Below are 22680 nucleotides of genomic sequence, written 5' to 3'. Positions count from 1 at the left end.
ACGCGGCCGCATTCAACCCCCTTGCTGCGGGAAGTGGATTCGACGGGGCCAGGCGGAAAGCGGACGGGGTGACTTGCACCCCGCCCGTCCTCCAAGGCAACCGTCGGTTGCCTACCCTCGTGCCAGAGAGTTCCCGGTCGGATGACGCGCCGTATAAGCCCGTGGCGCGGCTCCTGAAATGATGTGACGGAAGTGAATGCGGCGGAAATGGCTACCCGCATGCAGGCGCGGGATCGTGTGCAAGCACGACAGACCCGCCGCGCCGCCGGACGTTCCATCACTGTCTCACGCGATGCGCGTCGCGTTTCTGATGCAGGTCAATCCTGAGCCGCATCGATCGCGACGACGTGCGATTCACTCCGCACCACGCACCAGCAGCACGGGCACCTGCGCGAGGTGCGCCACGCGTCGTGCGACGCTGCCGATCAGCCAGGCGGCGATGCCGCGACGGCCATGCGTGCCGACCACCAGCAACTCTGCCCGCCAGTGCACGGCATCACGCATCAGCGCATGGGCCACGTCGTCGCTGGTCGGATGCGTTTCGACGATGCCGCGCTTGGTCGGATTGCCTGTCGCGTGGAACAACGGGCCGATTTTCGCGAGCGCGTCCTCGCCCTCCGCGCGATACGCATCCTCGAGCGCGCGCACCGGCACGACATCGGTCAGACGAACCGCCCGGTCGATCACGTACGCCGCATACAGCAACGTCCCCGGCGCCGCGAAGCCGAGGCCGACGCGCACCGCATGCAGCGACGGCTCGCTGCCGTCGACCGCGAACATCAGCCGCTGCAGCGTGCCGTCCGTCGGCCGTGCGTAGGTGCCGGGCACGATCAGCAGCGCGCAGCGCGCGCGTTTCGTCAGCGTGTCCGACATCGCGCCTTCGACGAGCCGCAACAGCCCGTGATGCGGATTTGCGCCGATCGCCAGCACGTCCGCGTGCCACGTCGACGTATCGTTCACCAGTGCGTCCGCGACCGAGCCGCCCGTGACCGACGTATCGACGATCGCCTGTTCGACTTCGCTGTCGCTGTCGGCGAACAGCGCCGCGATCCGCGCGCAAGTGGCCTGCGCTTCGCGCATCATGTCCTCGCGCGCGGACGTCAGCAGCGCGTCGATGCGCGGAATGTCGGGCAACACGAGGCGCGGATTGTCGATCGCGCAAATGATGCGCAATCGCATGCCGGGACGCAGCAGCGTGCGCACATAGCGCGCGGCGGTCAGCGATTCGGGCGTCGGGTCGACGGCCAGCGCGATCCGCGCGAGCGTCGGAATGGATTGGGCAGGCTGCATGGCGAAGATCTCCGTGCGTGCGCGTCGTCGCTGAACGACGACGGAAGCTTCGCGCGGCAGCGGCGCGCGGCGGCCGGACAGCCGCCGCGGTCGCGGGGATCGGCGTGATGCCACGCGAAGCGCGGACAAGCAATGCGTTCGTTCAGCATAGGCCGTCGGGCCCGCGCATGCATGATCGCGATCAACGATCGTGCGGCGCCCTGCCCGTTTCCTCCGTTTACGACTTCGTCGGCATCGACGCGGTCGAACGGTTCGCGTAGAACAGCGCGTACGCGATGCCGAGCAGCACGATCCACACCGGCCCGATCACGAGCGCGACGCGCGTATCGGGCGTGAACGCCATCAACACGACGACCAGCACGAGAAAGCCGAGCGCGACGAACGAACCGAGCGGATAGAACGGCACGCGAATCGGCAGGCGCGCGATCTTGTCGGCCGACAGCGTGCGGCGAAACCGCATCTGCGCGATCAGGATCACGCACCACGTCCAGATCGCACCGAACGTCGACACCGACGTGAGCCACGTGAACACGTGCTGCGGCGCGAGATAGTTGAGCAACACGCCGATCAGCAGCAACGCGACCGACACGGCCACGCCGTACACGGGCACGCCGCTGCGGTTCACGCGACCGAGCGCGGCCGGCGCCTGGCCCTGCTGCGCGAGGTTGTAGAGCATCCGCGCGGTGCTGAACAGGCCGCTGTTGCACGACGACAGCGCCGCGGTCAGCACGACGAAGTTGATGATGCCGGCGGCGGCCGGAATGCCGAGCCGCGAGAACGTCATCACGAACGGGCTGCCCTGCGTGCCGATCTGGTCCCACGGATAGAGCGACATGATCACGAACAGCGCACCGATGTAGAAAATCAGCACGCGCCAGAACACCGAATTCACGGCCTTCGTCAGCGACTTCTCCGGATTGCGCGCCTCGCCGGCCGTGAGGCCGAGCATCTCGACGCCGAGATACGCGAACATCACGATCGGGAGCGCGGCGATCACGCCGTTGATGCCGTTCGGCATGAAGCCGCCGTGCGACCAGAGGTTCGAGATGCCGGTCGCGACCCCGCCGTTGCCGATACCGAACGCGATCATCAGCCCGCCGCCGATGATCATCAGCACGATCGTGACGATCTTGATCAGCGCGAACCAGAATTCGAATTCGCCATACAGTTTGACCGCGATGAAGTTCACCGAGCCCATCGCCAGCAGCGCCGCGAGCGCCCAGATCCAGTTCGGCACGCCGGGGAACCACATGTGCATGTAGACGCCGACCGCCGTGATTTCCGCCATGCAGGTGACGATCCACACGAACCAGTAGGTCCAGCCGGTCAGGTAACCGGCGAGCGGGCCGAGGTAGTCGCGCGCATAGCGGCTGAAGGCGCCGGCGACCGGGTTGGTGATCGCCATCTCGCCGAGCGCGCGCATGATCAGGAAGATCGCGAGGCCGCCCAGCAGGTAGGTCAGCAGGATGGCCGGGCCGGCCGTGCGGATCGCGGTGGCCGAGCCGAGGAACAGGCCGACGCCGATCGTCGCGCCGAGCGCCATCAGGTTGATGTGCCGTTCTTCCAGCCCGCGGTGCAGCTGGTCTTCTGGTTGTTTCAAATCCGTCTCCTTGGCAGCCGCGAGCGGGCCGCCGTCATTGTGTCGATGACCATGCGCGCCCGTTCATGCCGATTGTGGCAGCCGAAAACGAAATAATCGCCGCTGTCGATTTCCGAATAAGAAACGACACGGATACCGCGTCAATCCGGTTGGAATTGCTGCGGATTATCCGATCTTTCCGGAACAATCCGGAAAAACGGATCGAGCCTTTCACCGAATACACCCGAGCGGCCCGCGCGACGCGGCTGTGCGCGTGACGAGCGGCAACGGGATTCATCGCTTTCGGCGCGAACGAACGCGCGTCGAATGTGCGCCATTTCGCGCACGCAATATGCAGGCGGGATTATAGGGAGGATCGGCGGTTTCATGCCAGGCGATTTTGGGGAAATCGCGGCGGGCGAAATGGGTGACCGGATTTAAATCCGCGTAAAACGGTGTGCGTATTTATTTCGACAACGTCGCTCGCACCGTATACTCGCCCCCCAGCCCGCCCTGCTCGGGCCGCACGAAATACCGCGACGAATCCAGATCGGCCGGCAGCGGCTCGACCGGATAGCCATGCTTTTCCCACGCATCGAGGCCGCCCTTCAGCGCCCGGATGTTGTGGATCATCTTCTTGCGCTGCATCTTCGCGATGAGCCGCTTCGCAGTCGCCTCGTTCGGACACACGCAATAGACGACGATCGGCCGCTTCAGCACTTCCGGGTCGAGCAGGTCCGGCGAATCGAGATCGACCGGCACCGCGCCGGCAATCCGGTACGGCTCGCGGTCGCGGATCGCCTTCGGCCGCGCATCGAAGATCAGCGGCGGTTCGTCGGACGTCATCATCTCGACGAGCTGCGGCGGCGAAATGCGCACCTGTGCGAGATAGCGGCGGAACTGTACGCGGCGCACCCAGCGGTACAGCAGGAACGTGATGAAGATCGCGAGGAATGCGTCGAGGATCGTGCCGCCGCTCGCGCGCACCCACAGCACGAATTGGACGATCTGGTCGTGAATGGCCGCACCGCCGATCAGCCAGAACGCCGCCCACAGCGACGCGCCAGCCAGATCCCAGAACAGGAACACGCCGATGCCGATCGCGGTCGTGCCGAGCAGCGGCGCCGACACGAGGCCGAGACCCGGCAGGAATTTCGACAGCACGAGCAGCGGCGCGCCGTACCTTTCGAATACGTTACGCGCGAAGCGCAGCGTCGTGTCGAGCGACAGCGAGAAACGCACGAGGCCGTTCAGCAGGCGCCGGCCGCGCGTGCGGCCCATGAAGAACCACAGCGAATCGGCCAGCATCGTCGCGCCGATCGCCGCCGCGAACATGCTGACCCAGGACGCCTGCCCCATCGCCGCCATCGTGCCGCCGAGAATCAGCATCGGCACGGCCGGCACCGGCACGCCGAGCTGCGTGATCAACACGCTCGCGAACACGGCCCACGGGCCGAGCGACGATGGAATAGCGATGGGAAAGTGCCACACGGCGGCGCTCCTGGAAGACATGCGGGCCGCGCGACAGGGCCGTCGGTACGGCAGCGCACCGGCCGCCGCGGCACGTCCGCGACCGACCGGTGCATCGTACGCATTCTAAACGGGTTTGACCTCGACCGCGCGGAACGCAAGCCGTCGGCAAGGGCTTTGCACGCGGCGTGACGCGACCGTGACGGTCACACGTCGGAGCGTTGCGCGAGTTGCGCGACGTGCTCCGCGTAATCGGGAAACTCGGCCGCCAGTGCGACCGCATCGGCCAGCTCGAATTCCGCGAACTCGAACCCGGGCGCCACCGTGCAGCCGACGAGCGCGACGTGCGCCGGCGACGCGCAGCGCGCACCGAACCAGCTTCCGGCCGGCACCACGGCCTGGAACACGGTGCCGGGATGCGTGAGCGGGTTGCCGAGCCGGTGGATCGTCAGCCCGTCGCGCGCGTCGAGCACCCACACTTCGATCGGATCGCCCGCATAGAAATGCCAGACCTCGTCGGAACGGATGCGGTGCCACGACGAATACGCGCCGTCGCACAGCAGGTAATAGATGGCGGTCGACGCGGCACGGGGCGCACCGTCGGCCGGACGCACGACCGAATCGGTCGCGCGGTAGGTTTCACGGAAATAGCCGCCTTCGGGATGCGGCTGCAGGTCGAACTGGCGAATCAGGTCGGTCGCGGAAATCGGCATGGCAAATGACGTCGGTAAGGTAGGAAACCGGCATCCGGCGGACCGCCCGATCTCGATTCAGGCGACCGGGTGCCGCCGGATGTCCCTGCGTCGATCGCCGCGGCCATGCGCGCGGCGAACAAGCGGACACCGGCCGATGCTGCCAGAACTGCGTGCCCGGATGCAACCGTCGACGCGCAATCGCATGCAGGCGAGCGTCTCGTCGGCGGCCGCCGCGCCGTGTTGGACGACGCGACGGCGCAGCCCCCCGCTCACGCAGACATCCGGGATGCCGCGCGGCATCCTGTCGACTGCGGGCCCTCGTGCCGCAGCGGCGGCCGCCGTACGTCGTCGCTTACGCGGTCGCCGACGCGCCCGGCTCGCCGTGCCGCACCAGCAGCACCGGCCGGTCGGCCGCACGCAGCAACGATTCCGCCACGCTGCCGAGCAACAGCCTGCGCAGGCCGTGCCGCCCGCTCGTACCCATCACGATCAGGTCGGCGTCGGCTTCGGCCGCCGTGCGCATCAGCACCGTCGCGATGTCCTCGCCGTACGCGTCGAGCGCGCGCACCGTGCCCCGCACATGCTGCTGCGCGAGCACCGCTTTCGCATGGTCGAGCACCGGCGTCGCGGCATCGGTCGCGGCGACATCGCCATCGCGCTCGGCGGCGAAGCCGGCGTCGACGTCGACGAGCTGCGGCCGATGTTCGACGACGTACGCACAGGTCACTTCGCCGCCGGACGCCGTCGCGATCCGGATCGCCTCGTTTAGCGCGAGACGCGCGCTCGGGCTACCGTCGAGCCCGACGAAAATCCGCTTGTACATGGTCCGTCCCTCCGACCGGGCGCGCGTCGCGCCCTGCGCAATCACGACCCGTTACCGCAGGCCGGCCCGGTGCCGGCTTGCCTGCCGAACAGTCTGCCCCACGTGCCGACGTGTGCGTTGACGCGCGTCAAGCGCGGCCGGCGCGCCCGCAGCTTCATGCCGTTTGCCGCTATTTCAACCGACCCCATTACAAAAAATGTGTAAAACGCGCACAATTTCATCTTCAAAATAGTCGTTGCACGCAGCCGGTGCGAGTTTTCCCGGTTTTGCCGCGCTGTCCGAGTGCCCCGGATAGCCCGAACAACAGAATGGCCATCGAATGACCCCCAGTGGAACCCCGACGCGGGACGCCCGAGGGCCCACGCGCCTCCAGACCATGCTACGCCAGCCGCTCGCGGCCGGCGTCGCCGCGCTGTGCGCGGGCGCGCTGCTGTCGCTCGGCGTCGCGCTGCTGGTGCGCGAGCAGTGGCAAGGCGCCGTTCATACGCGTTTCGAACGCCGCACGACGCACGTGACGGCGATGCTGCGCCACGAGTTGCAGGCCGGCGTCGCCGTGCTCGAAGGCGCACGCGGCACGTTCGGGCTCGTCCCGGACATGACGCCCGGCCAATGGCGCCGATACGCGGAGACGCTCGATCTCGACAGCGGCCGCTCGCCGGTCCGGCAGATCGGCTATGCGCCGCTCACGCCCGCGGCGCGCGGCGCGCTGGCCGGCGCAAAGCCGCTGCCGACCGATCCGCTCGCGGCAGCGACGCTCAGCGCCCCCGTCTCGAGTTCGCCGGTCGTGCGTTTCGGCGCGTCCGACGCGGCGCCGCTCACACGCGCGCTGCGGACCGGCGACATCGCGCTCGGCGTCCACCCCGCCGACGACGATGCCTCCCGCGACGCCCGTACCCTGACGCTGTTCCTGCCCGTGGCGACCTCGCCGCTGGCCGCCGCCAAGCCGTCCGGCACGCGCGAAGCTGGCGCCGACGGAGTGCTGTTCGCGGCGCTGAGCCCGCGGCGCCTGATCGAGCGCGCGCTCGACGCGGAACGCGGAATCGACCTGTGGATGACCGCCGGCGGCGATCCGCGCGCGATCGCCAGCGTCGAGACGACGACCGACGAAGCGTCGGCGTCGCCCGACCTGATGCGGCGTACCGATGTGCTGAATTTCGGCGGCACCGCGCTGACGCTCGCCTATTCCGCGGACGGCCGGCCGAGCGCGACCGGCGCGCAGCGTGCGGCCGGCACCGTGCTCGCCGCCGGGCTGATCGCGTCGTTCGGATTCGCGGCGCTCGTCCATGCGCTGCTGCGCAGCCGCGCCGATGCCGGCGCGAGCAGCCGCGGCATCCTCAACGAAGCACGGATGATGGGCATCATCCGTTCGTCGATGGAAGCGATCATCACGATCGACGAGAAGCAAACCGTCGTGATCTTCAATCCGATGGCCGAGCAGGTGTTCGGCGTGTCCGCGATGGAGGCGATCGGCGCGCCGCTGTCGCGCTTCATTCCGGAGCGGTTCCGCGCCGCACATGCGAAGCACGTCGACCAGTTCGGCGTGACGGGCGTGTCCGAGCGGCAGATGGGCCGCCAGCGCGTGCTGTTCGGGCTGCGGGCCAACGGCGAGGAATTCCCGATCGAAGCGTCGATTTCGCAGATCCGCGACGCGTCGGGCAAGCTTTATACGGTGATGCTGCGCGACATCACCGAGCGGCAGCGGGCCGAGAACGCGCTGAAGCAATCGCGCGAGGAATTGCGTGAACTGTCCGCGAACCTGCAGAACGTGCGCGAAGAGGAAAAAACCCGCATCGCGCGCGAGTTGCACGACGATCTCGGGCAGCAGCTCACCGCGTTGAAGATGGATCTGTCGGTCGTCGAGCAGCAACTGCGCATGCCCGGCCGCGCGCAACCCGATGAGGGCGTGCAGACGCATCTGCGAGGCATGCGGCGGCTGATCGACGCGACGGTCGCGTCGGTGCGGCGCATCGCGGCCGACCTGCGGCCGGTGATGCTCGACGATCTCGGCCTCGTGCCCGCGATCGAATGGCTCGCGAACGATTTCACGAACCGCTACGGGATCGACGTCGAGCGCCACATCGAGACGGGCGGCCTCACGTTCACCAGCGCGGGCGCGACCACGCTGTTTCGCATCGTCCAGGAAGCGCTGACGAACGTCGCGCGCCATGCGGATGCGACGCGCGTGGCATTGCGGCTCGACGTCGAGGAAGGTTCTTGCGTGCTGCGCGTCGCGGACAACGGCCGCGGCGCGGCGCCCGGCGGGCCCGCCCACGAGGACAAGTCGTTCGGCCTGATCGGCATTCGCGAACGCGCGCACATGCTGGGCGGCACCGTGACGATCGACACCGCGCTCGCGCGCGGCTTCTCGATCACTGTCGCATTTCCGCTCGCCACCGTTCAACAGGACACGCTCATCACATGATCAAGGTGCTCATCGCCGACGACCATACGCTCGTACGCGACGGTCTGCGGCACATCCTCCAGAACGCCACCGGATTCGAGGTGGCCGGCGAAGCCTTCGACGGCCCGTCGACGATAGCGCTGGTGCGGGCGACGCCCGCGCAGGTGCTCGTGCTTGACCTGTCGATGCCGGGCCGCAACGGCGTCGAACTGATCAAGCAGATCAAGGACGAGAAGCCCGCGCTGCGCGTGCTCGTGCTGACGATGCACGCGGAGCAGCAATATGCGGTGCGGGCGTTCCGCGCGGGCGCGTCGGGCTATCTGACGAAGGAAAGCGCGAGCGCGGAGTTGGTCGGCGCGGTCACGAAGGTGGCGTCGGGCGGCGTCTACGTGAGCCTCGCGATGGCCGAGCAGTTCGCGCAGAGCCTGAACGAGCCGGCCGAAACGCTGCCGCACCAGCGGCTGTCCGATCGCGAATTCGACGTGTTCCGGCGGATCGCCGCCGGCCAGACGCTGACCGAGATCGCGAATGCGCTGTGCGTGAGCGCGAAGACGGTCAGCACCTACAAGACCCGGATCCTGGAAAAGATGCAGATGCCGCACGAAGCGGCGCTCGTGCGTTACGCGATGCGGCACAAGCTGCTCGACGAAACGGACGACGTGTAACAGACGACGTGTAGGACGACGTCCAGCCGGCGCAGTGCGGGCCTCGCTCACCGGGCCCGCGTCCGAACGGTTACTTCACAGGCACCGGGCAAGCGAGGTCGCCTTCCTCGCAGGACAGATAGCCCTTCAGCGTTTCCGTGCGTGCCTTCGTCAGATCGTCGAGACAGGTCGATACGACCATCGGGTACGCACTGCCGCCCTCGGCATTCGCGCTCGAGAAATGGCATTCGGCGTCGCGGTACGCGATCCACGCGCGCTGCGCATTCACGAGCTTGTCGGCGAGCGGCGGCGCACCGCGCAGGCGGGCCGTGACGGCCTGGTAGGTTCGGTTCAGCTCTCCATCGGATTTCTTGTACGCGCGATCGGCACACGCCGTCATCGTCGCCTGATCCGTCGCGTCCGCGCAATTCGCCTGCGCATGGGCAACGCTCGCCACCAGCGCCAGCGAGCCCAGCAGACCAGTCAAGACACGCATGGATGCTCCTTGTTGTTCGTTGAAGTGTGGAACCCGGCGCCCTGCTGCGCCCCGTGTGCATTGGCCGCACTGCCGCGGCGACATCGACCGCGATGCTAGCGCACGCGCGACGGATTGTCAGCGGGTGCGGTACTGCGAGCGGCGTGATCGTTCACGGCAAGGTGCCGTTGAACCAGCTCAGGCCGGCATCCGGCGTGTCGCTCATGCACGCGGCAGACTCTCCGCGACCGGTTCGGCCGCTGGAATTCGTGCGCCGGGCCACTCGATGAAGAAGACGCAAAAAAGCCCGCACGATACGCGTGCGGGCTTTCTCGTTATGGCGTCAGCCGCGGCCCGAGAGCCGCGGAACCACGACGGGCTCAGTGGCCGAAGTACACCGACGAGCGGTCGCTGACGGCCGGCGCGACGGCGCGCTGGCCCGACTGCGACGTCGCGACCGGGTTCGAACCGTAGCCGGTTGCGTCGGCTTGCGCACCGGCGTTCTGCGCGGCGGCGATCTTGGCCTGGGCGGCCTGGATGTTCTCCGGATAGTTGATCCAGTCGTTCGGGTTGTAGCCGGCCTTTTCGAGCTGGACCAGCTCGGCGCGCACTTGCGCGCGCGTCAGCGGCTGCTGGTTCGATTGGGCGAACGAGACGACCGGTGCGGCCACCAGGGCGGCCAGTGCAACTGCCTTGATCAGCGATTTCATGATGCGTTACCTCCAGGATTGTTTTGTCAGGCGCTTCGGACTCGAAGTCGTTGCGCATGAGTAGAAGTCTAGGAGTCGCCGCTATCAGGGTAAATACTTAAATCGCAAATTCACTGTTGACCGAAACCGTACAATCGCCCGGGAATAAGTCGATTCGTCAGATGATTGTCGCCGCGCATGTGCCGAATGCCGCGATTCGGTATCCGGCGCGCTCGGCCGCGCGTCAGCGCAGGCGATCGCTATCCGCCGACGCCATCTGCCTGTCGAACAGCAACGCCTTGAGACGAATCAGGTCGTCGGCATCGAGGTCGTCGAACGCCGCATGATGCAGCGTCAGCGCCGGCCCCGCCGGGTCGGCATGCACGGCCCGCACGGTGCCATCGAGCGCCAACTGCACGACGCGGCCGCCGGTTTCGTACGGTAGCAGCACGCGCAACGGCTCGCCGGTTGCTGCGATCGGCCGGTCGACGGCGATCGACAGCCCGCTCAGGCTGATGTCGTGCACCAACCCGATGCCGTCCACCCCCTGCGCTCCGCCGTTGCAGCAGGCCGCGATGCGCACCGGCACGCGCGGCTCGGCGCGCGTGCGCAGCCGGTCGACGAAACCGGGCGGCGACAGGATCATGAACGGCGCGGCGCCCGACGCCAGCACCGATTCGACCGTCGCGCCGAAACGGGACACCGCGGCACGGCCGATTGCCACCGCTTCGACGTCGTCGCCGCGTGCGAACTCGAGCACGGCGGCGGGCTGCGGCTCGACGAACAGCGCCCCCGACGCGCCGACGCCGATCAACCGGCACCGTTGCAGCGCGCGCGTCGTGCCGACCCGGCGGCGAATGCCGATCGCGGCGCCCGCCGACAGGCCCATGCGCGTGGCGGGCGCGGTCGCCGCGGACCCGTGCGGATCGGCGTCGGCGTCCTCGCGGCGGCGCACGGGGCGGAAATGGTCGAACAGGAAAGCGTGCTGCGCGGCATCGCGCAGCGTCGTGCCGGCCGGCAGCAGCGCGGCGCCGTCGGCGTCGTAGAGGTCGAAGCCGAGCGGGACACCCGCGGAAAGGTCGTCGCGCGCGAGCGCGACGGAGTCGGTTGAAAGCCGCATCGGAGAAGCGCGGAGCGACCGCGCGCGCTGTCGTGACAACTTGATTACGGCAGCATCGCGCGGAACCTGAACGGCTCCGTTACTGCGAAGCGCCGGTCGCGTCAGGGGCGGCCGGTACCGACACCGGCGGCGGCGCCGGCACGGCCGAAGGCGCGACGCCGATACCGGCGCTGCTTGCGCTCGTCGCACTGGCGCCCGCCGGCGGCGGCGCAATCTGCGGCGGCTGCGGCTGCGACGCGCCCGACGACAGCGCCGCGGCCGATGCGGCCACTTCCGACGCCGGCACCCATTCCTCGACGATCCCGCCGGAGGCGGCATCCGGCGCCGAGGCAGCCGACGCCGCGCCCTCGTCGGTCTCGGCCGGACGCTCGATACGCTGCGTCCTGACCGGCGCGGGCGCCTTCTTCGCCTCGGGCGGGAACCACGTGTCGAACAGGTCGGTCACGCGCTCGCGCAGCGATCCGAACCAGCCCGGCGACGGCTCGGTATCGAATTTCGCTTTCGTATCGACGATCCGGGCGCGTTGCGCGCGCTGGAAGAAATCGCCGACGATCGGCAGCGCGCTGTGCGCGCCCTGCCCCCAGTAATCGCTGCGCAGCGTCACGCGGCCGTCGTCGAATCCGACCCACGCGCCGGCGACGAGGCCCGGCTGCATCAGGATGAACCAGCCGTCCGCGTTGTCCTGCGTCGTGCCGGTCTTGCCGGCCACGTCGCCGCGGATGCCGAAGCGCGTGCGGATGCTGCCGCCCGTGCCGCGCGTCACGACGTCGCGCATCACGTCGAGCAGCGTCTTGTCGGTTTCGGCGTCGAGCGCGCGCTCGGGCGGCGCCGGTGCGTATTCGGCGAGCACCTCGCCCTGGCGGTTCTCGATGCGCGTCACCATCTGCGGCTCGACGTACAGGCCGCCGTTCGCGATCGTCGCGTACGACGCGACCATTTCCTTCAGCGTGACCGGGCTCGTGCCGAGCGCGAGCGACGGCACGCGTTCGAGCGGGCTTTCGCGCACGCCCATGTCGCGCGCCAGCCGCGCGACGGCGCCCGGCCCGACCTTCTCCATCACCTGCGCGGTGATCCGGTTGCGCGACAGCGCGACGGCGTCGCGCAGCGTCATCGGCTTACCGGTCGGCGGCACGTCGTCGTTCGGCCGCCAGATCTCGCCGCCCTTCAGCGGAATCTCGACCGGTTGATCGATGAACGTATCCTCCGGCTTCATCCCGCTCGCGAACGCGGCGCCATAGACGAACGGCTTGAACGTCGAGCCCGGCTGGCGCCGCGCCTGCGCGACGTGGTCGAACGGCTCGCGGGTGAAGTCGCGGCTGCCGACCCACGCGCGGATCTGCCCGTCACGCGGATCGATCGCGAGGAAGCCGGCCTGCACGTCGGTCTTCGCCTTGCATAGCGCGTGCAGGAAGCCGCGGTCGGCCGCGAGCATCTTCATCGCCGCCGCGTCGTCCTTGCCGGCGTCCTGCGCGGCCTTGTACTCGGGCGATTCGCGCATGAAGGTGCGGAACACCTCGTTGTCGGTGCCGCAGCCGTCGCGGCCGCTCCACGCGTTGTTCGCGATGCCCTGCAACTGATTGCCCTGCAGCGTGAGCGCCTGCGTCGCCATCTGCTGGAGCCGCGAGTCGATCGTCGTGCGCACGATCAGCCCGTCCGAGTAGATGTTGTAGTCGTTGCGGTCGGCCCACGCGATCAGCCATTTGCGCAACTGCTGCGCGAAATGCGGCGCCGGCCCGGGCGGCTCCTTCTGACGCTCGAAGTCGATGCGCAGCGGCCGGCGCTGCAACTGCGCGAACTGCGCCGGCGACAGCTTGCCGTACTTCACCATCTGGCCGAGCACCGTGTTGCGCCGCTGCAGCGCGCGTTCGGGGTTCAGCACCGGGTTGTAGTAGCTGTTGCCCTTCAGCATCCCGACGAGCGTCGCGCTGTCGAGCACGTCGAGTTCGTCGGCCGACTTGTCGAAATAGGTGCGCGCGGCCATCTCGACGCCGTACGCGTTGTACAGGAAGGGCACCGTGTTCAGATAGGTCTCGAGGATCTGGTCCTTGCTGTAGACGGCCTCGATCTTCAGCGCGGTGATCGCCTCCTTCACCTTGCGCGTGAGCGTCGGCGCGCGGCCGATCTCGTCCGGATACAGGTTGCGCGCGAGCTGCTGCGTGATCGTCGAGCCGCCCTGGCGGCTGCCCGAGAACGTATGCAGCGCGGCCGACGCCGTGCGTTTCCAGTCGAGGCCGTGGTGTTCGTAGAAGCGGTGATCCTCGGTGGCGATCAGCGCGTCGACCATGCGCGGCGAAATCTGCTTGAGCGGCACCCATTCCCGGTTCGACGGCTTGAATTCGGCCAGCAGCTTGCCGTCGGCCGACAGCACCTGCGCGGGCTGGTCGACGCGCGCCTTGCGGATGTCGCCGATCCCCGGCGTGAACGGGATGAGCACGACCACGTATGCCGCGAACAGCGCCGGCACGGCGGCGGCCGTGAGCAGCACGCCACGGCGTGTCGGGTGGCGGACATGGTGCCACGCGGTGGCGGCGAGAGGCTTGGCCCGCGCGACGGCGGCCGCCGCGGCGGATTGGGCGCGCGTGACCCATCTGGCACACAAGGCACGCACTGACGACACGTTTCGGCGATTCACGCGGGTGGGGCTCGGCTGAAAAGGCTGCATCGTACCAAACTCGCGCGGCCGGCCGGCCCGCTGGGGCCCCGCGTCGGCATGCGCGGTGCGGTGTCGCGACGGCGCTCACGCAAAAAAGGCGCGTGCCCGGCAACCGGAACGACGCGCCAAACCTGGTACGACAACCTGAACGCCGCGCGACGGGGACGCGACAGCAGCGCGACTGGCGCCGCGGCTCAGCGCACGAGAAATCCGTACGTGAGCGGATCGCGTTCGTCGACGATCCAGTTTGCGAACCCGCAGATATGCGCACTGCCTTCCACTTCCGGGATCACGGCCGGAAAGTCGCCGACCGTCGTTTCGCGCAGCACGCGCCCCTTGAAGACCGTGCCGACGATCGATTCGTTGACGAGCGTGTCGCCGGCCGCGAGCAGCCCGCGCTGGTAGAGCTGCGCGACGCGCCCGCCGGTGCCGGAGCCGGTCGGCGAGCGGTCGACTTCGCGATCCGCGAACACGCAGCAGTTCGCCTGCGTCGAGCCCGCATGGCGCGGCGCGTTCGCGATGATCGTGCCGTAGATATGGTTGATTTCCGGGATCTCCGGATGGACGACCGGATAGGTCGCGTTCGCGGCCGCCTTCACTTCCGCGCCGAAGCGGATCAGCTTCTCGACCGCGGATTCGCGCACCGGCAGGTCGAACGGCGCGCCGTCGACATAGAAATAGAACGCGCCGCCATACGCGATGTCGCCGGTCACGGTACCGAACGATGGCGTGTCGACCGACACGTCGCGTCGCCAGATGAACGACGGCACGTTGACGAAGCGCACCGGCCCCGCGTGCTCGCCGTCCCACTGGACGAACGCCTCGATGAAGCCGCACGGCGCGTCGATGCCGACCCGCGTTTCCGGCACGGTGCGCTGCACCCAGCCGAGTTCGACGGCCGCGGTCGACAACGCGATCACGCCGTGGCCGCAATGGTCGCTGTAGCCTTCGTTGTGCACGAAGATCACGCCGAAATCGGCATTCGGCGAGACCGGCTCGGTCAGATAGCCGCCGTACATGTCGGCGTGGCCGCGCGGTTCGAACATCAGCGCGCGGCGGATCTCGTCGGCGTGCGCCTTGAGCCACGCACGACGCTGGACGATCGTGTCGCCGGGCAGGCGCGGCAGCCCGCTCGTGACGATGCGGAACGCCTCGCCGCCGGTGTGCACTTCGACGGTGGACAGGGATCGGGAAATTTTCATGGTCGATCGGATGCGTTGAAACGAAGGACGGCGGCCGGGCCGCCGTCCGGTGACGGGCCGTGTGGGCCGTGGGGCAATTACTTCGCGTACGGTTCCGGCAGCCCGTTGCGGATCACATAGACGGTGGTCGGCGCGCCTTTCAGGTCGCCGTTCGCGTCGAACGAATAGGTGCCCGCGACGCCCCCGTAGTTCGACTTCGCGAGCTGCGCGCTCAGCTTCGCCTTGTCGGTGGTCGTGCCGGCCTTGACCATCGCGTCGGCGAGCAGCTTCATCCCGTCGTAGTAATTGACGCCGTAGACCTGCGTATCGGTGTGATAGGCGTCGTGGTACTTCTTCAGGAATTCGCGGCCGGCCGCCGTCTTCTCGAGCGCGACCCCGCCCTGCGCGCAGTAGACGATCGACGCCGCGTCGCCCGCGACCTTGCCCATGTCGGCCGAGCAGATGCCGTCGCCGCCGAGCAACTTCGCGCGCAAACCCCGTTGCTTCATCTGCTTGGCCATCGGCGCGCCCTGCGCCGCATAGCCGCCGAGGAAGATCACGTCGGGATTGGCGGCCTTGATCTTGGTGAGAATGCCGAGGAAATCGGTGGCCGACGAGTTCGTGTATTCCTGGTCGACGATCTTGATGCCGTTCGCCTTCGCGACGTTCATGAACTGCTCGGCGACGCCCTGCCCATACGCGGTGCGATCGTCGATCACGGCGGCGGTTTTCGCGTTCAGCGTCTTCGCGGCGAACGTGGCCATCGTGCCGCCGAGCTGCTCGTCGCTCGCACCGATCCGGAAGATGTTCTTGAAGCCCTGTTTCGTCAGTGCCGGGTTCGACGCGACCGGCAGGATCGGCACGCCGGCGGTCGAATACACGCGCGACGCGGGGATCGCGACGCCCGAGTTGTACGGCCCGAGCACGGCAACGACGCCCTTGTCGACGAGGTTCTGCGCGACCTGCACGCCGGCCTTCGGGTCGGCCTGGTCGTCTTCGGAAACCAGTTTGAAGGTGACGGTCTTGCCGGCGACCTTGATGCCGGCCTTGTTGAGCTCCTCGACCGCGAGCCGCGCGCCGTTTTCGTTGTCCTTGCCGTTGGCGGCCTGCGGGCCCGTGAGGGGCGCCGAATGGCCGATCATCACGACTTCCTGCGCGTGCGCGGAAGTCAGCGCGCCGGCGGCAATAGCCACCGAGAGCGCGGTCACGAGGTGTCGCATGATGTCTCCTGATTGGTTTTGTGTGAAACCAATGTAGGACACGCGTGGTCACATCGCAAGCAATTTCAAAATAATGATCGGGATTTTGGTCATATTGAGGACCAGAACGATCGCATCCGCAGGCGTGTCATTTCGGCGCAATGTCGCGCCGCACGCGGCGGATGTGCTGTTCGACATAGAACGCAGCGGCATCGGCATCCCCGGAGACGATCGCCTCGTAGATCAGCCGGTGCTCGGACACGTAGAGCCTGATCCGGCCCGCGTCGTAGATGCCGTCGTCCTTCAGCCGCTTCCACAGCGGCTGGTCCATCGTCTTCGCGACTTCGTCCGCGATCTTCACGATCAGCGCGTCGCCGGTCATCAGCGCGAGCTGCCGGTGGAACAGCCGGTCGCTCTCGTTCCACAGCGCGCGCTGGTGCGGATCGTCGACGTCGGTGATGGTCTCCATCTGCGCGAGATAGCGTTCGGCGCCGGGGTCGGCGCGGCCATGGGCGGCCGCGAGGCGCGCGATCGCGGGCTCCAGGATCAGCCGCACGTCGAGCGTCGACGTCGGGCTGAAGTCGGCCTCCGACGCCGCGTGCGCGTCGCCGCGCCGCGCCAGCACCTCGAGCGGGGCCGCGACGACGTAGGTGCCCGAATTGCGCTTCGTGAACACGAGCCCTTCGTTCTGCAGCGCGCCGAGCGCCTCGCGCACGGCCGGCCGGCCGACCTGGAACAGTGCCGCGAGTTCGCGCTCGGACGGCAGCCGCGACTCGGCCGCATAGCGCCCCGCGCGGATTTCGTCGCGGATCTTTTCGGCTACCTGCTCGTAGATCTGCAGCGGCCTGAAACCGCCTTCGAGTGTGTCGGGACGCGCGGACATCATCGGATGGCTCCTGCCCGTTCGCGGGCGTGGATCGGGAAATGGGTTCGCACTATACCGGAGCGGCGCGGGCAGCGCGGCAGCGGCGAGCCTTCTGGCCAGATATTAGAACCAAAATCCGCGAAGCGCTTTATTTTCTGGGTTGCACGTGCGCCAGCAAGTGGTATAGATTCGATCCACACTGCCCGGTGTCACGGTATCCGGCAGACCTGTGGCGGGCGCGGCATGCGTCCGCCGTCCACGCTCACCGACGCTGCGACGTACACGATGCCCGCCTTTTCCCCGATTCCCGTTTTCGATGCGGCCGACACGGCCGCGCTGCTCGACTATCCGGCGCTGCTCGCCACGCTCAGGCAAGCGGTCGTCGAGTATGCGGCGGGCGACATCGTCAGCCCCGAGCGCCTGGTCGTGCCGCTGCAAGGCGGCGGCGTGATGCTGTCGATGCCGTCGAGCGCCCACGACCTGGCGAGCCACAAGCTCGTCAACGTGTGCCCCGGCAACGGCGCGCGCGGGTTGCCGACGATTCTCGGCCAGGTCACCGCGTACGACGCCACCACCGGAGAAATGCGCTTCGCGCTCGACGGCCCGACGGTCACCGGCCGCCGCACGGCGGCGATCACCGCGCTCGGCATCCAGGCGCTGCATGGCGCCGCGCCGCGCGACATCCTGCTGATCGGCACCGGCAAGCAGGCGGCCAATCACGCGGAAGCGCTCGCGGCGATCTTTCCGGACGCGCACCTTCACGTGCGCGGCACGAGCGCGGACAGCGCGGCAGCCTTCTGCGCCGCCCACCGCGCGCATGCGACGCGGCTCGCGCCGCTCGACGGCGACGCGATTCCCGACGCGATCGACGTGGTCGTCACGCTGACGACGAGCCGCACGCCCGTCTACCGCGAAGCCGCGCGCGAAGGCCGGCTCGTGGTCGGCGTCGGCGCGTTCACTGCGGATGCCGCCGAGATCGACGCCAGCACGGTGCGGGGCAGCCGGCTCGTGGTCGACGATCCGGCCGGCGCGCGCCACGAAGCCGGCGACCTGATCGTCGCGCAGGTGGACTGGCAGCACGTCGCGTCGCTCGCCGACGTGCTGAACGGCACCTTCGCCCGCGGCGGCCCGCTGCTGTTCAAGAGCGTCGGCTGCGCCGCATGGGACCTGGCGGCGTGCCGCACCGCGCGCGACGCGCTGGCCGCGCGCCAGGCCGGCTGAGCCGGCCGCGCGACCGTTCGGCCGCTCCCCGCGGCATCGCACCTGTCGGGATCGCCCGCGGCGATTTCCCGTACGCGGTGTAGGAAACACCCTACACCGCGTCGAAGCGGCCTACACGAAGTTCCAATTCGGCCGATTTCAATTTCGGCGGCGCAACAGGATACTGCCGGCATGAATGCCAGCCTGTCACCCGCCGCACTCAGGGTGTTCCTCGTCGATCACGCGGTTGCCGTCCGCCAGCGGATCGCGCTGCTCGTCGGCGCGATCCGCGGCGTTGCCGTGGTGGGCGAAGCGGAAGACGGCCAGGACGCGTGGACGCATATCCGCAGCAGTCGCGCGGACGTGGTGATCGTCGACGTGCGGCTCGCGGACGGCAGCGGTCTCGACCTGATCGGGATGCTGTCGAAGGCCGCGCCGCGCATCGTCACGATCGTGCTGACGAACCACTCGGCGCCGGCATTCAGAGAGGCATGCGCGACGGCGGGAGCCGACTACTTCTTCGACAAGACCGTCGAATTCGACGCCGCATGCCGTGTCATCGAATCCCTGGTGCACGCTCGCGCGCACCGCCACCGCCCCTGACGAGCCGGAGCGCCCCATGTCCACCGCCACCGCCTTCGCCGCCGACGTGTCCGTCGTACCCCGGCCAACGATTGCCCTGCGCCCGGTCGCGCGCGCCGACGCCGCCAAGCATCCGGCCGCACGCTGCTCGGCCTGCGCGATGCGCTCGATGTGCCTGCCGCCGCACCTGACCCCCGCCGAATACGGCCGCCTCGACGCGATCATCTGCACGACGCGACAAGTGCGCCAGGGCGACGCGCTGTTCCGCACCGACGATCCGTTCCAGAGCATCTATGCGGTGCGCGCGGGTTCGTTCAAGACGGTGATGATGCATCGCGACGGCCGCGAGCACGTGACGGGCTTCCAGATCGCCGGCGAAACGCTCGGCATGGACGGCATCGGCGGCGGCCAGCACTGCTGCGACGCGATCGCGCTGGAGGACAGCGTGGTGTGCATCATCCCGTTCGGCGCGCTCGAAGCCGCGTGCCGCGAGATGAAGCCGATGCAGCACTTTCTCTACCAGATGCTGAGCAGCGAGATCGTCCGCGAATCGAGCCAGATGCTGTTGCTCGGCACGATGTCGGCCGAGCAGCGCGTCGCGCATTTTCTGCTGAACCTGTCGTCGCGGTTCGAGGCGCGCGGCTATTCGGCGACCGAATTCAACCTGCGGATGACGCGCGAGGAAATCGGCTGCTATCTCGGGATGAAGCTCGAAACCGTCAGCCGGATGTTCTCGCGGTTCCATCGCGACGCGCTCGTCGAAACGCGCGGCAAGCGCGTGCGCATCATCGACGCGCAAGCGCTCGCGCGGGTCTGAATCCGGCACGCGGCGGCGGATGGCCGCCGCTGCATCAATGCAGCGCGTCGCCGGTCGCCGCGTCGCGCAGCGCCACCGCTGCGGCGCCCGACTGCCACGCGATCAGCGCCTGTTCCGCCTGCGCGAACGCGCGGCGCAGCGCGTCGTCCACGTCGGCGCCGACGCATGGCGGCAGCGACCTGAGCGCCGCGCCGCGCATCGACAGGTCGAGCCGCACGTCGTAGAGGCGCGCGCCATCGGCCAGCGTGCGCGCTTCGATCGCGAGATGGCAGCCGTCGAGCAACGCGCGAAACCGCTCGAGCCGCACCAGTTGCGCGCCGGCTTCGGCCTCGACCGTTGCCGAACCCGTGAATCCGAGGCAGGCGATCTGCATGCCCACGCCCATGTCGTGTCTCCTGACGGGGCCGCGCGCGCGTCGACCGCCTTGCCTGTGCCGGCCGCTTCATGATGAGGCGGCACGTGTTTTTCCGTGGCGCAGCGCGCCTTGCCCGGTCGCTGCCGGCCGATGGTCTGCCCGCGCCCGGCTGGCGCGGGACCGTTCATACGTTGAAGGTCTGCGACGCCTTCATCTCGATCCACGTCATGCCGGCCCGCAGCCCTTCGATCATCGCCTCGCGCTCCGTCGGATACGCGTGGCTGTGCTCGAACGTATGATGAAACCGCGCGGCGCCGGCGCCGTGCTCGACCGACACGCGGCAGCGGAACTCGCCCGATTCGCACGGGCGCGTCTCCACTTCGACCGACCAGTCCCGTTCGTGAATGTTGCCCTGCAGTGTCATGCGCCCTCCTGCGGTATCAGTCGCCGAGCCGGAAGTGCCCGCTGTGCAGCAGCACCGGCCGGCCGCCGATTTCCTCGAGCATGCGCCGTGCCATCGCCTCGATGGCCGACCGGTGCGCGTCGAATGCGCTCAGCAGATCGCGCTCGAGCAGCGACCGCGCGCCGAAATGATCTTCCAGCGCCTCGGCCGTGACCGCGCACTGGACGCAATGGCCGTCGACCAGCGCCGAAAACGCGACGACCAGGTCGCGCGCGCAGTATTCCGGCGGTTCGGACGGGAAAACAATGTGCATCTGTCGGCCTGTCATCGTCGTGATGGCTCCATGACGAGAGCATAGTGGCGCGCGCGGCCGCGCGCTTGACCCACGTCAACCGGTTCGCCGCACCGCACGATCACGGTGCGGCCGCGCGACGCCGCTTCAGCTCGCGTCGGGCTCGATCGCCGCGCCGCGCTCCGCGAGCAGTTCACGCAGCACGCTGCGGTGGCAATGGCGTTCGTCGTCGCAGTAGCAGCCGATCGACAGCGCGGTGGTCGCCGACAGCGCAGCCAGCAGGTCCAGCACCTTCGACGGATCGCCATGCGCCATCTCCGCGCGGAAGTGGCGCTTGAACGCCTTCCATTCCGCGTCGGTTTCGGCGGCCTGCGCCTGTGCGACGAGTTCGGGGCTCGGCGACAGCGTCGGCAACCATACATCATAGTAGTTGCGCGACGCGAATTCCGCCTTCGGTACGCCGCGCGGCGGCCGCCGCACCGTGCCGATCCGCAGGCCTTCGCCGGCCGCGCGCGGCGTGCCGAGCTGGATGATCCGGATGCCCATGTCGCTCCTTTATTCGTCTGCGTTGCATGCGATCCCGTGATCGTACCGCCGCGCCCGCCCCGGCGTCAGCCGGGCAGCCCACATGACGGCCGCCCAACAAAAAACCGGCTGTTCCCGCGACGGGAAACAGCCGGTTCTTAACCGTTGCGCGCCTGGGCGCGCCGCGTTCAGACGCCGCTCTTCAGCACCTTGCCGATCGCGTCCGCGACGATGCCGACGTTCGAGTCGTTCAGGCCCGCCACGCACATCCGGCCCGAACGCAGGATATACACGCCGTGCACCTCGCGCAGCGCGTCGACCTGCGATTCGGTCAGGCCCGTGTACGTGAACATCCCGCGCTGCTTCACGTAGCGCGTGAGCGCTTCGCCGCTCACGTGGTCGCGCAGGCCGTCGTGGATCGACTGGCGCATCCGCGCGATGCGGCGGCACATCGCCGACAGTTCCTCTTCCCACTGCTTGCGCAGCGCCGGCGTGCCGAGCACGGTTGCGACGACCTTCGCGCCGTAGGTCTGCGGGTTGCTGTAGTTCGAGCGCACCGCGCCGGCCAGCTGGCCGAGCACGCGATCGGCCGCGGCCGCGTTTTCGCAGACGACGCTCAGGCCGCCCACGCGCTCGCCGTACAGCGAGAAGTTCTTCGAGAACGAGTTCGCGACGAGCGTCGGCACGCCGCGGCGGGCCAGCTCGCGCACCGCGAACGCGTCCGCGTCGAGGCCCGCGCCGAAGCCCTGGTACGCCATGTCGACGAACGGCAGCAGCCCGCGCGCCTCGATCACGTCGATCAGCTTCTCCCACTGGCCTTCGTCGAGATCGACGCCGGTCGGGTTATGGCAGCACGCGTGCAGCAGCACGATGCTGCGCGCCGGCAGCGCGTCGATCGCCGCGAGCATCGCGTCGAACTTCAGGCCGCCCGTCGCCTCGTCGTAGTACGGATACGTGTTCACCGTGAAGCCGGCGCGCTCGAAGATGAAGCGATGGTTTTCCCAGCTCGGATCGCTCAGCCACACCTGCGCATCCGGGAAATAGCGCTTCAGGAAATCGGCGCCGACCTTCAGCGCGCCCGAGCCGCCGAGCGTCTGCAGCGTCGCGATGCGGCCGGCCGCGCGGGCCGGGTGATCGGCGCCGAACACCAGCGCTTGCACGGCGTCGCGATAGGCGGCCAGGCCGACCATCGGCAGGTACGGCTTCGGGCCGCTGTCGCGCTGCAGCGTGGTTTCGGCTTCGCGCACGGCGCCCATCACCGGAATCCGGCCCTCGGCGTCGAAATAGATCCCGATGCTCAGGTTGACCTTCTGGTCGCGCGGATCTTTCTGGAAGTTCTCGTTGAGCGTCAGGATCGGGTCGCCCGGATACGCGTCGATGTGTTCGAACATGGCTTGAGTCGGTCTCGTTTGGAAGAAGGGT

23 protein-coding genes are annotated in these 22680 nt (G+C 68.4%); 5 read left to right on the top strand and 18 right to left on the bottom strand.

Annotation, left to right across the window (positions count from 1 at the left end; translation table 11 throughout):
* Positions 1 to 354: 354 nt before the first annotated feature.
* From SY91_RS20240 to SY91_RS20215, 6 genes are all read right to left on the bottom strand, one after another.
* A complete protein-coding gene (locus tag SY91_RS20240) occupies positions 355 to 1290 on the bottom strand; it encodes a universal stress protein (protein WP_043887238.1) in 936 nt (311 codons plus the stop codon).
* A 217-nt stretch (positions 1291 to 1507) separates the two neighbouring features.
* A complete protein-coding gene (locus tag SY91_RS20235) occupies positions 1508 to 2890 on the bottom strand; it encodes an amino acid permease (protein WP_023475731.1) in 1383 nt (460 codons plus the stop codon).
* 34 nt (positions 2891 to 2924) lie between these two features.
* Positions 2925 to 3167 carry a hypothetical protein gene (locus tag SY91_RS20230; RefSeq protein WP_124476355.1) on the bottom strand — a complete coding sequence of 81 codons (243 nt, stop codon included), beginning with the start codon at positions 3165 to 3167 and terminating at the stop codon, positions 2925 to 2927.
* Positions 3168 to 3334: 167 nt separating this feature from the next.
* Positions 3335 to 4360, bottom strand: a complete 1026-nt coding sequence (locus SY91_RS20225) for a DedA family protein/thiosulfate sulfurtransferase GlpE (protein ID WP_023475729.1) — start codon at positions 4358 to 4360, stop codon at positions 3335 to 3337.
* A gap of 185 nt (positions 4361 to 4545) precedes the next feature.
* Positions 4546 to 5052: a cupin domain-containing protein gene (locus SY91_RS20220; RefSeq protein WP_006479051.1), complete on the bottom strand. Its 507-nt coding sequence runs from the start codon at positions 5050 to 5052 to the stop codon at positions 4546 to 4548.
* A 334-nt stretch (positions 5053 to 5386) separates the two neighbouring features.
* Complete coding sequence (locus SY91_RS20215; protein ID WP_011547729.1) at positions 5387 to 5857, bottom strand: universal stress protein; 471 nt, start codon at positions 5855 to 5857, stop codon at positions 5387 to 5389.
* Positions 5858 to 6176: 319 nt separating this feature from the next.
* Between SY91_RS20215 and SY91_RS20210 the strand changes: the two genes are divergently transcribed.
* Positions 6177 to 8279, top strand: coding sequence for a PAS domain S-box protein (locus SY91_RS20210; RefSeq protein WP_043887236.1), 2103 nt, complete (start codon positions 6177 to 6179; stop codon positions 8277 to 8279).
* On the top strand, positions 8276 to 8923 hold the full coding sequence (locus tag SY91_RS20205) for a response regulator transcription factor (RefSeq protein WP_006479054.1): 648 nt from the start codon (positions 8276 to 8278) through the stop codon (positions 8921 to 8923). Before SY91_RS20210 ends, SY91_RS20205 begins: the two co-directional genes overlap by 4 nt.
* Before the next feature lie 70 nt (positions 8924 to 8993).
* Here SY91_RS20205 and SY91_RS20200 read toward each other — a convergent pair whose 3' ends face one another.
* The 7 genes from SY91_RS20200 to SY91_RS20170 all read right to left on the bottom strand — a co-directional run bounded on the left by SY91_RS20200 (position 8994) and on the right by SY91_RS20170 (position 17105).
* On the bottom strand, positions 8994 to 9398 hold the full coding sequence (locus SY91_RS20200; RefSeq protein WP_023475726.1) for a lysozyme inhibitor LprI family protein: 405 nt from the start codon (positions 9396 to 9398) through the stop codon (positions 8994 to 8996).
* A gap of 359 nt (positions 9399 to 9757) precedes the next feature.
* Positions 9758 to 10087: a DUF4148 domain-containing protein gene (locus tag SY91_RS20195; RefSeq protein ID WP_006479056.1), complete on the bottom strand. Its 330-nt coding sequence runs from the start codon at positions 10085 to 10087 to the stop codon at positions 9758 to 9760.
* 223 nt (positions 10088 to 10310) lie between these two features.
* Positions 10311 to 11186: a PilZ domain-containing protein gene (locus SY91_RS20190; protein WP_023475725.1), complete on the bottom strand. Its 876-nt coding sequence runs from the start codon at positions 11184 to 11186 to the stop codon at positions 10311 to 10313.
* A 79-nt stretch (positions 11187 to 11265) separates the two neighbouring features.
* Positions 11266 to 13848, bottom strand: a complete 2583-nt coding sequence (locus tag SY91_RS20185) for a penicillin-binding protein 1A (protein ID WP_043887233.1) — start codon at positions 13846 to 13848, stop codon at positions 11266 to 11268.
* A 185-nt stretch (positions 13849 to 14033) separates the two neighbouring features.
* A complete protein-coding gene (gene lhpH / locus SY91_RS20180; protein ID WP_011547736.1) occupies positions 14034 to 15041 on the bottom strand; it encodes a trans-3-hydroxy-L-proline dehydratase in 1008 nt (335 codons plus the stop codon).
* 77 nt (positions 15042 to 15118) lie between these two features.
* Positions 15119 to 16240, bottom strand: a complete 1122-nt coding sequence (locus tag SY91_RS20175; protein WP_023475723.1) for a branched-chain amino acid ABC transporter substrate-binding protein — start codon at positions 16238 to 16240, stop codon at positions 15119 to 15121.
* 127 nt (positions 16241 to 16367) lie between these two features.
* Positions 16368 to 17105 carry a FadR/GntR family transcriptional regulator gene (locus SY91_RS20170; protein ID WP_006479061.1) on the bottom strand — a complete coding sequence of 246 codons (738 nt, stop codon included), beginning with the start codon at positions 17103 to 17105 and terminating at the stop codon, positions 16368 to 16370.
* 264 nt (positions 17106 to 17369) lie between these two features.
* Between SY91_RS20170 and lhpI the strand changes: the two genes are divergently transcribed.
* From lhpI to SY91_RS20155, 3 genes are all read left to right on the top strand, one after another.
* Positions 17370 to 18305, top strand: coding sequence for a bifunctional Delta(1)-pyrroline-2-carboxylate/Delta(1)-piperideine-2-carboxylate reductase (gene lhpI / locus SY91_RS20165; RefSeq protein WP_043887242.1), 936 nt, complete (start codon positions 17370 to 17372; stop codon positions 18303 to 18305).
* Between the two features lie 171 nt (positions 18306 to 18476).
* Positions 18477 to 18887, top strand: coding sequence for a response regulator transcription factor (locus SY91_RS20160; protein ID WP_006479063.1), 411 nt, complete (start codon positions 18477 to 18479; stop codon positions 18885 to 18887).
* Between the two features lie 16 nt (positions 18888 to 18903).
* Positions 18904 to 19683, top strand: coding sequence for a helix-turn-helix domain-containing protein (locus SY91_RS20155; protein ID WP_006479064.1), 780 nt, complete (start codon positions 18904 to 18906; stop codon positions 19681 to 19683).
* Positions 19684 to 19717: 34 nt separating this feature from the next.
* Here SY91_RS20155 and SY91_RS20150 read toward each other — a convergent pair whose 3' ends face one another.
* The 5 genes from SY91_RS20150 to SY91_RS20130 form a co-directional block, all read right to left on the bottom strand.
* Positions 19718 to 20068 (bottom strand): hypothetical protein, encoded by a 351-nt coding sequence (locus SY91_RS20150; protein ID WP_006479065.1) that lies wholly within the window; start codon positions 20066 to 20068, stop codon positions 19718 to 19720.
* A 154-nt stretch (positions 20069 to 20222) separates the two neighbouring features.
* Positions 20223 to 20462 (bottom strand): hypothetical protein, encoded by a 240-nt coding sequence (locus tag SY91_RS20145; RefSeq protein WP_006479066.1) that lies wholly within the window; start codon positions 20460 to 20462, stop codon positions 20223 to 20225.
* A 16-nt stretch (positions 20463 to 20478) separates the two neighbouring features.
* Positions 20479 to 20769, bottom strand: coding sequence for a DUF1488 domain-containing protein (locus tag SY91_RS20140; RefSeq protein ID WP_006479067.1), 291 nt, complete (start codon positions 20767 to 20769; stop codon positions 20479 to 20481).
* Positions 20770 to 20880: 111 nt separating this feature from the next.
* Positions 20881 to 21279, bottom strand: a complete 399-nt coding sequence (locus SY91_RS20135; RefSeq protein WP_006479068.1) for a DUF488 domain-containing protein — start codon at positions 21277 to 21279, stop codon at positions 20881 to 20883.
* Between the two features lie 167 nt (positions 21280 to 21446).
* The gene (locus SY91_RS20130; protein ID WP_023475721.1) at positions 21447 to 22649 is read right to left on the bottom strand and encodes an amino acid aminotransferase; all 1203 of its coding nucleotides are present in this window, start codon (positions 22647 to 22649) and stop codon (positions 21447 to 21449) included.
* Between the last annotated feature and the right edge of the window lie 31 nt (positions 22650 to 22680).

Origin of the sequence: Burkholderia cenocepacia (assembly GCF_014211915.1) — a bacterium.
Classification (GTDB): Bacteria; Pseudomonadota; Gammaproteobacteria; order Burkholderiales; family Burkholderiaceae; genus Burkholderia; species Burkholderia orbicola.
Note: the sequence above shows the minus strand (reverse complement) of the source record. Positions and strands in the feature narration are given on the sequence as shown.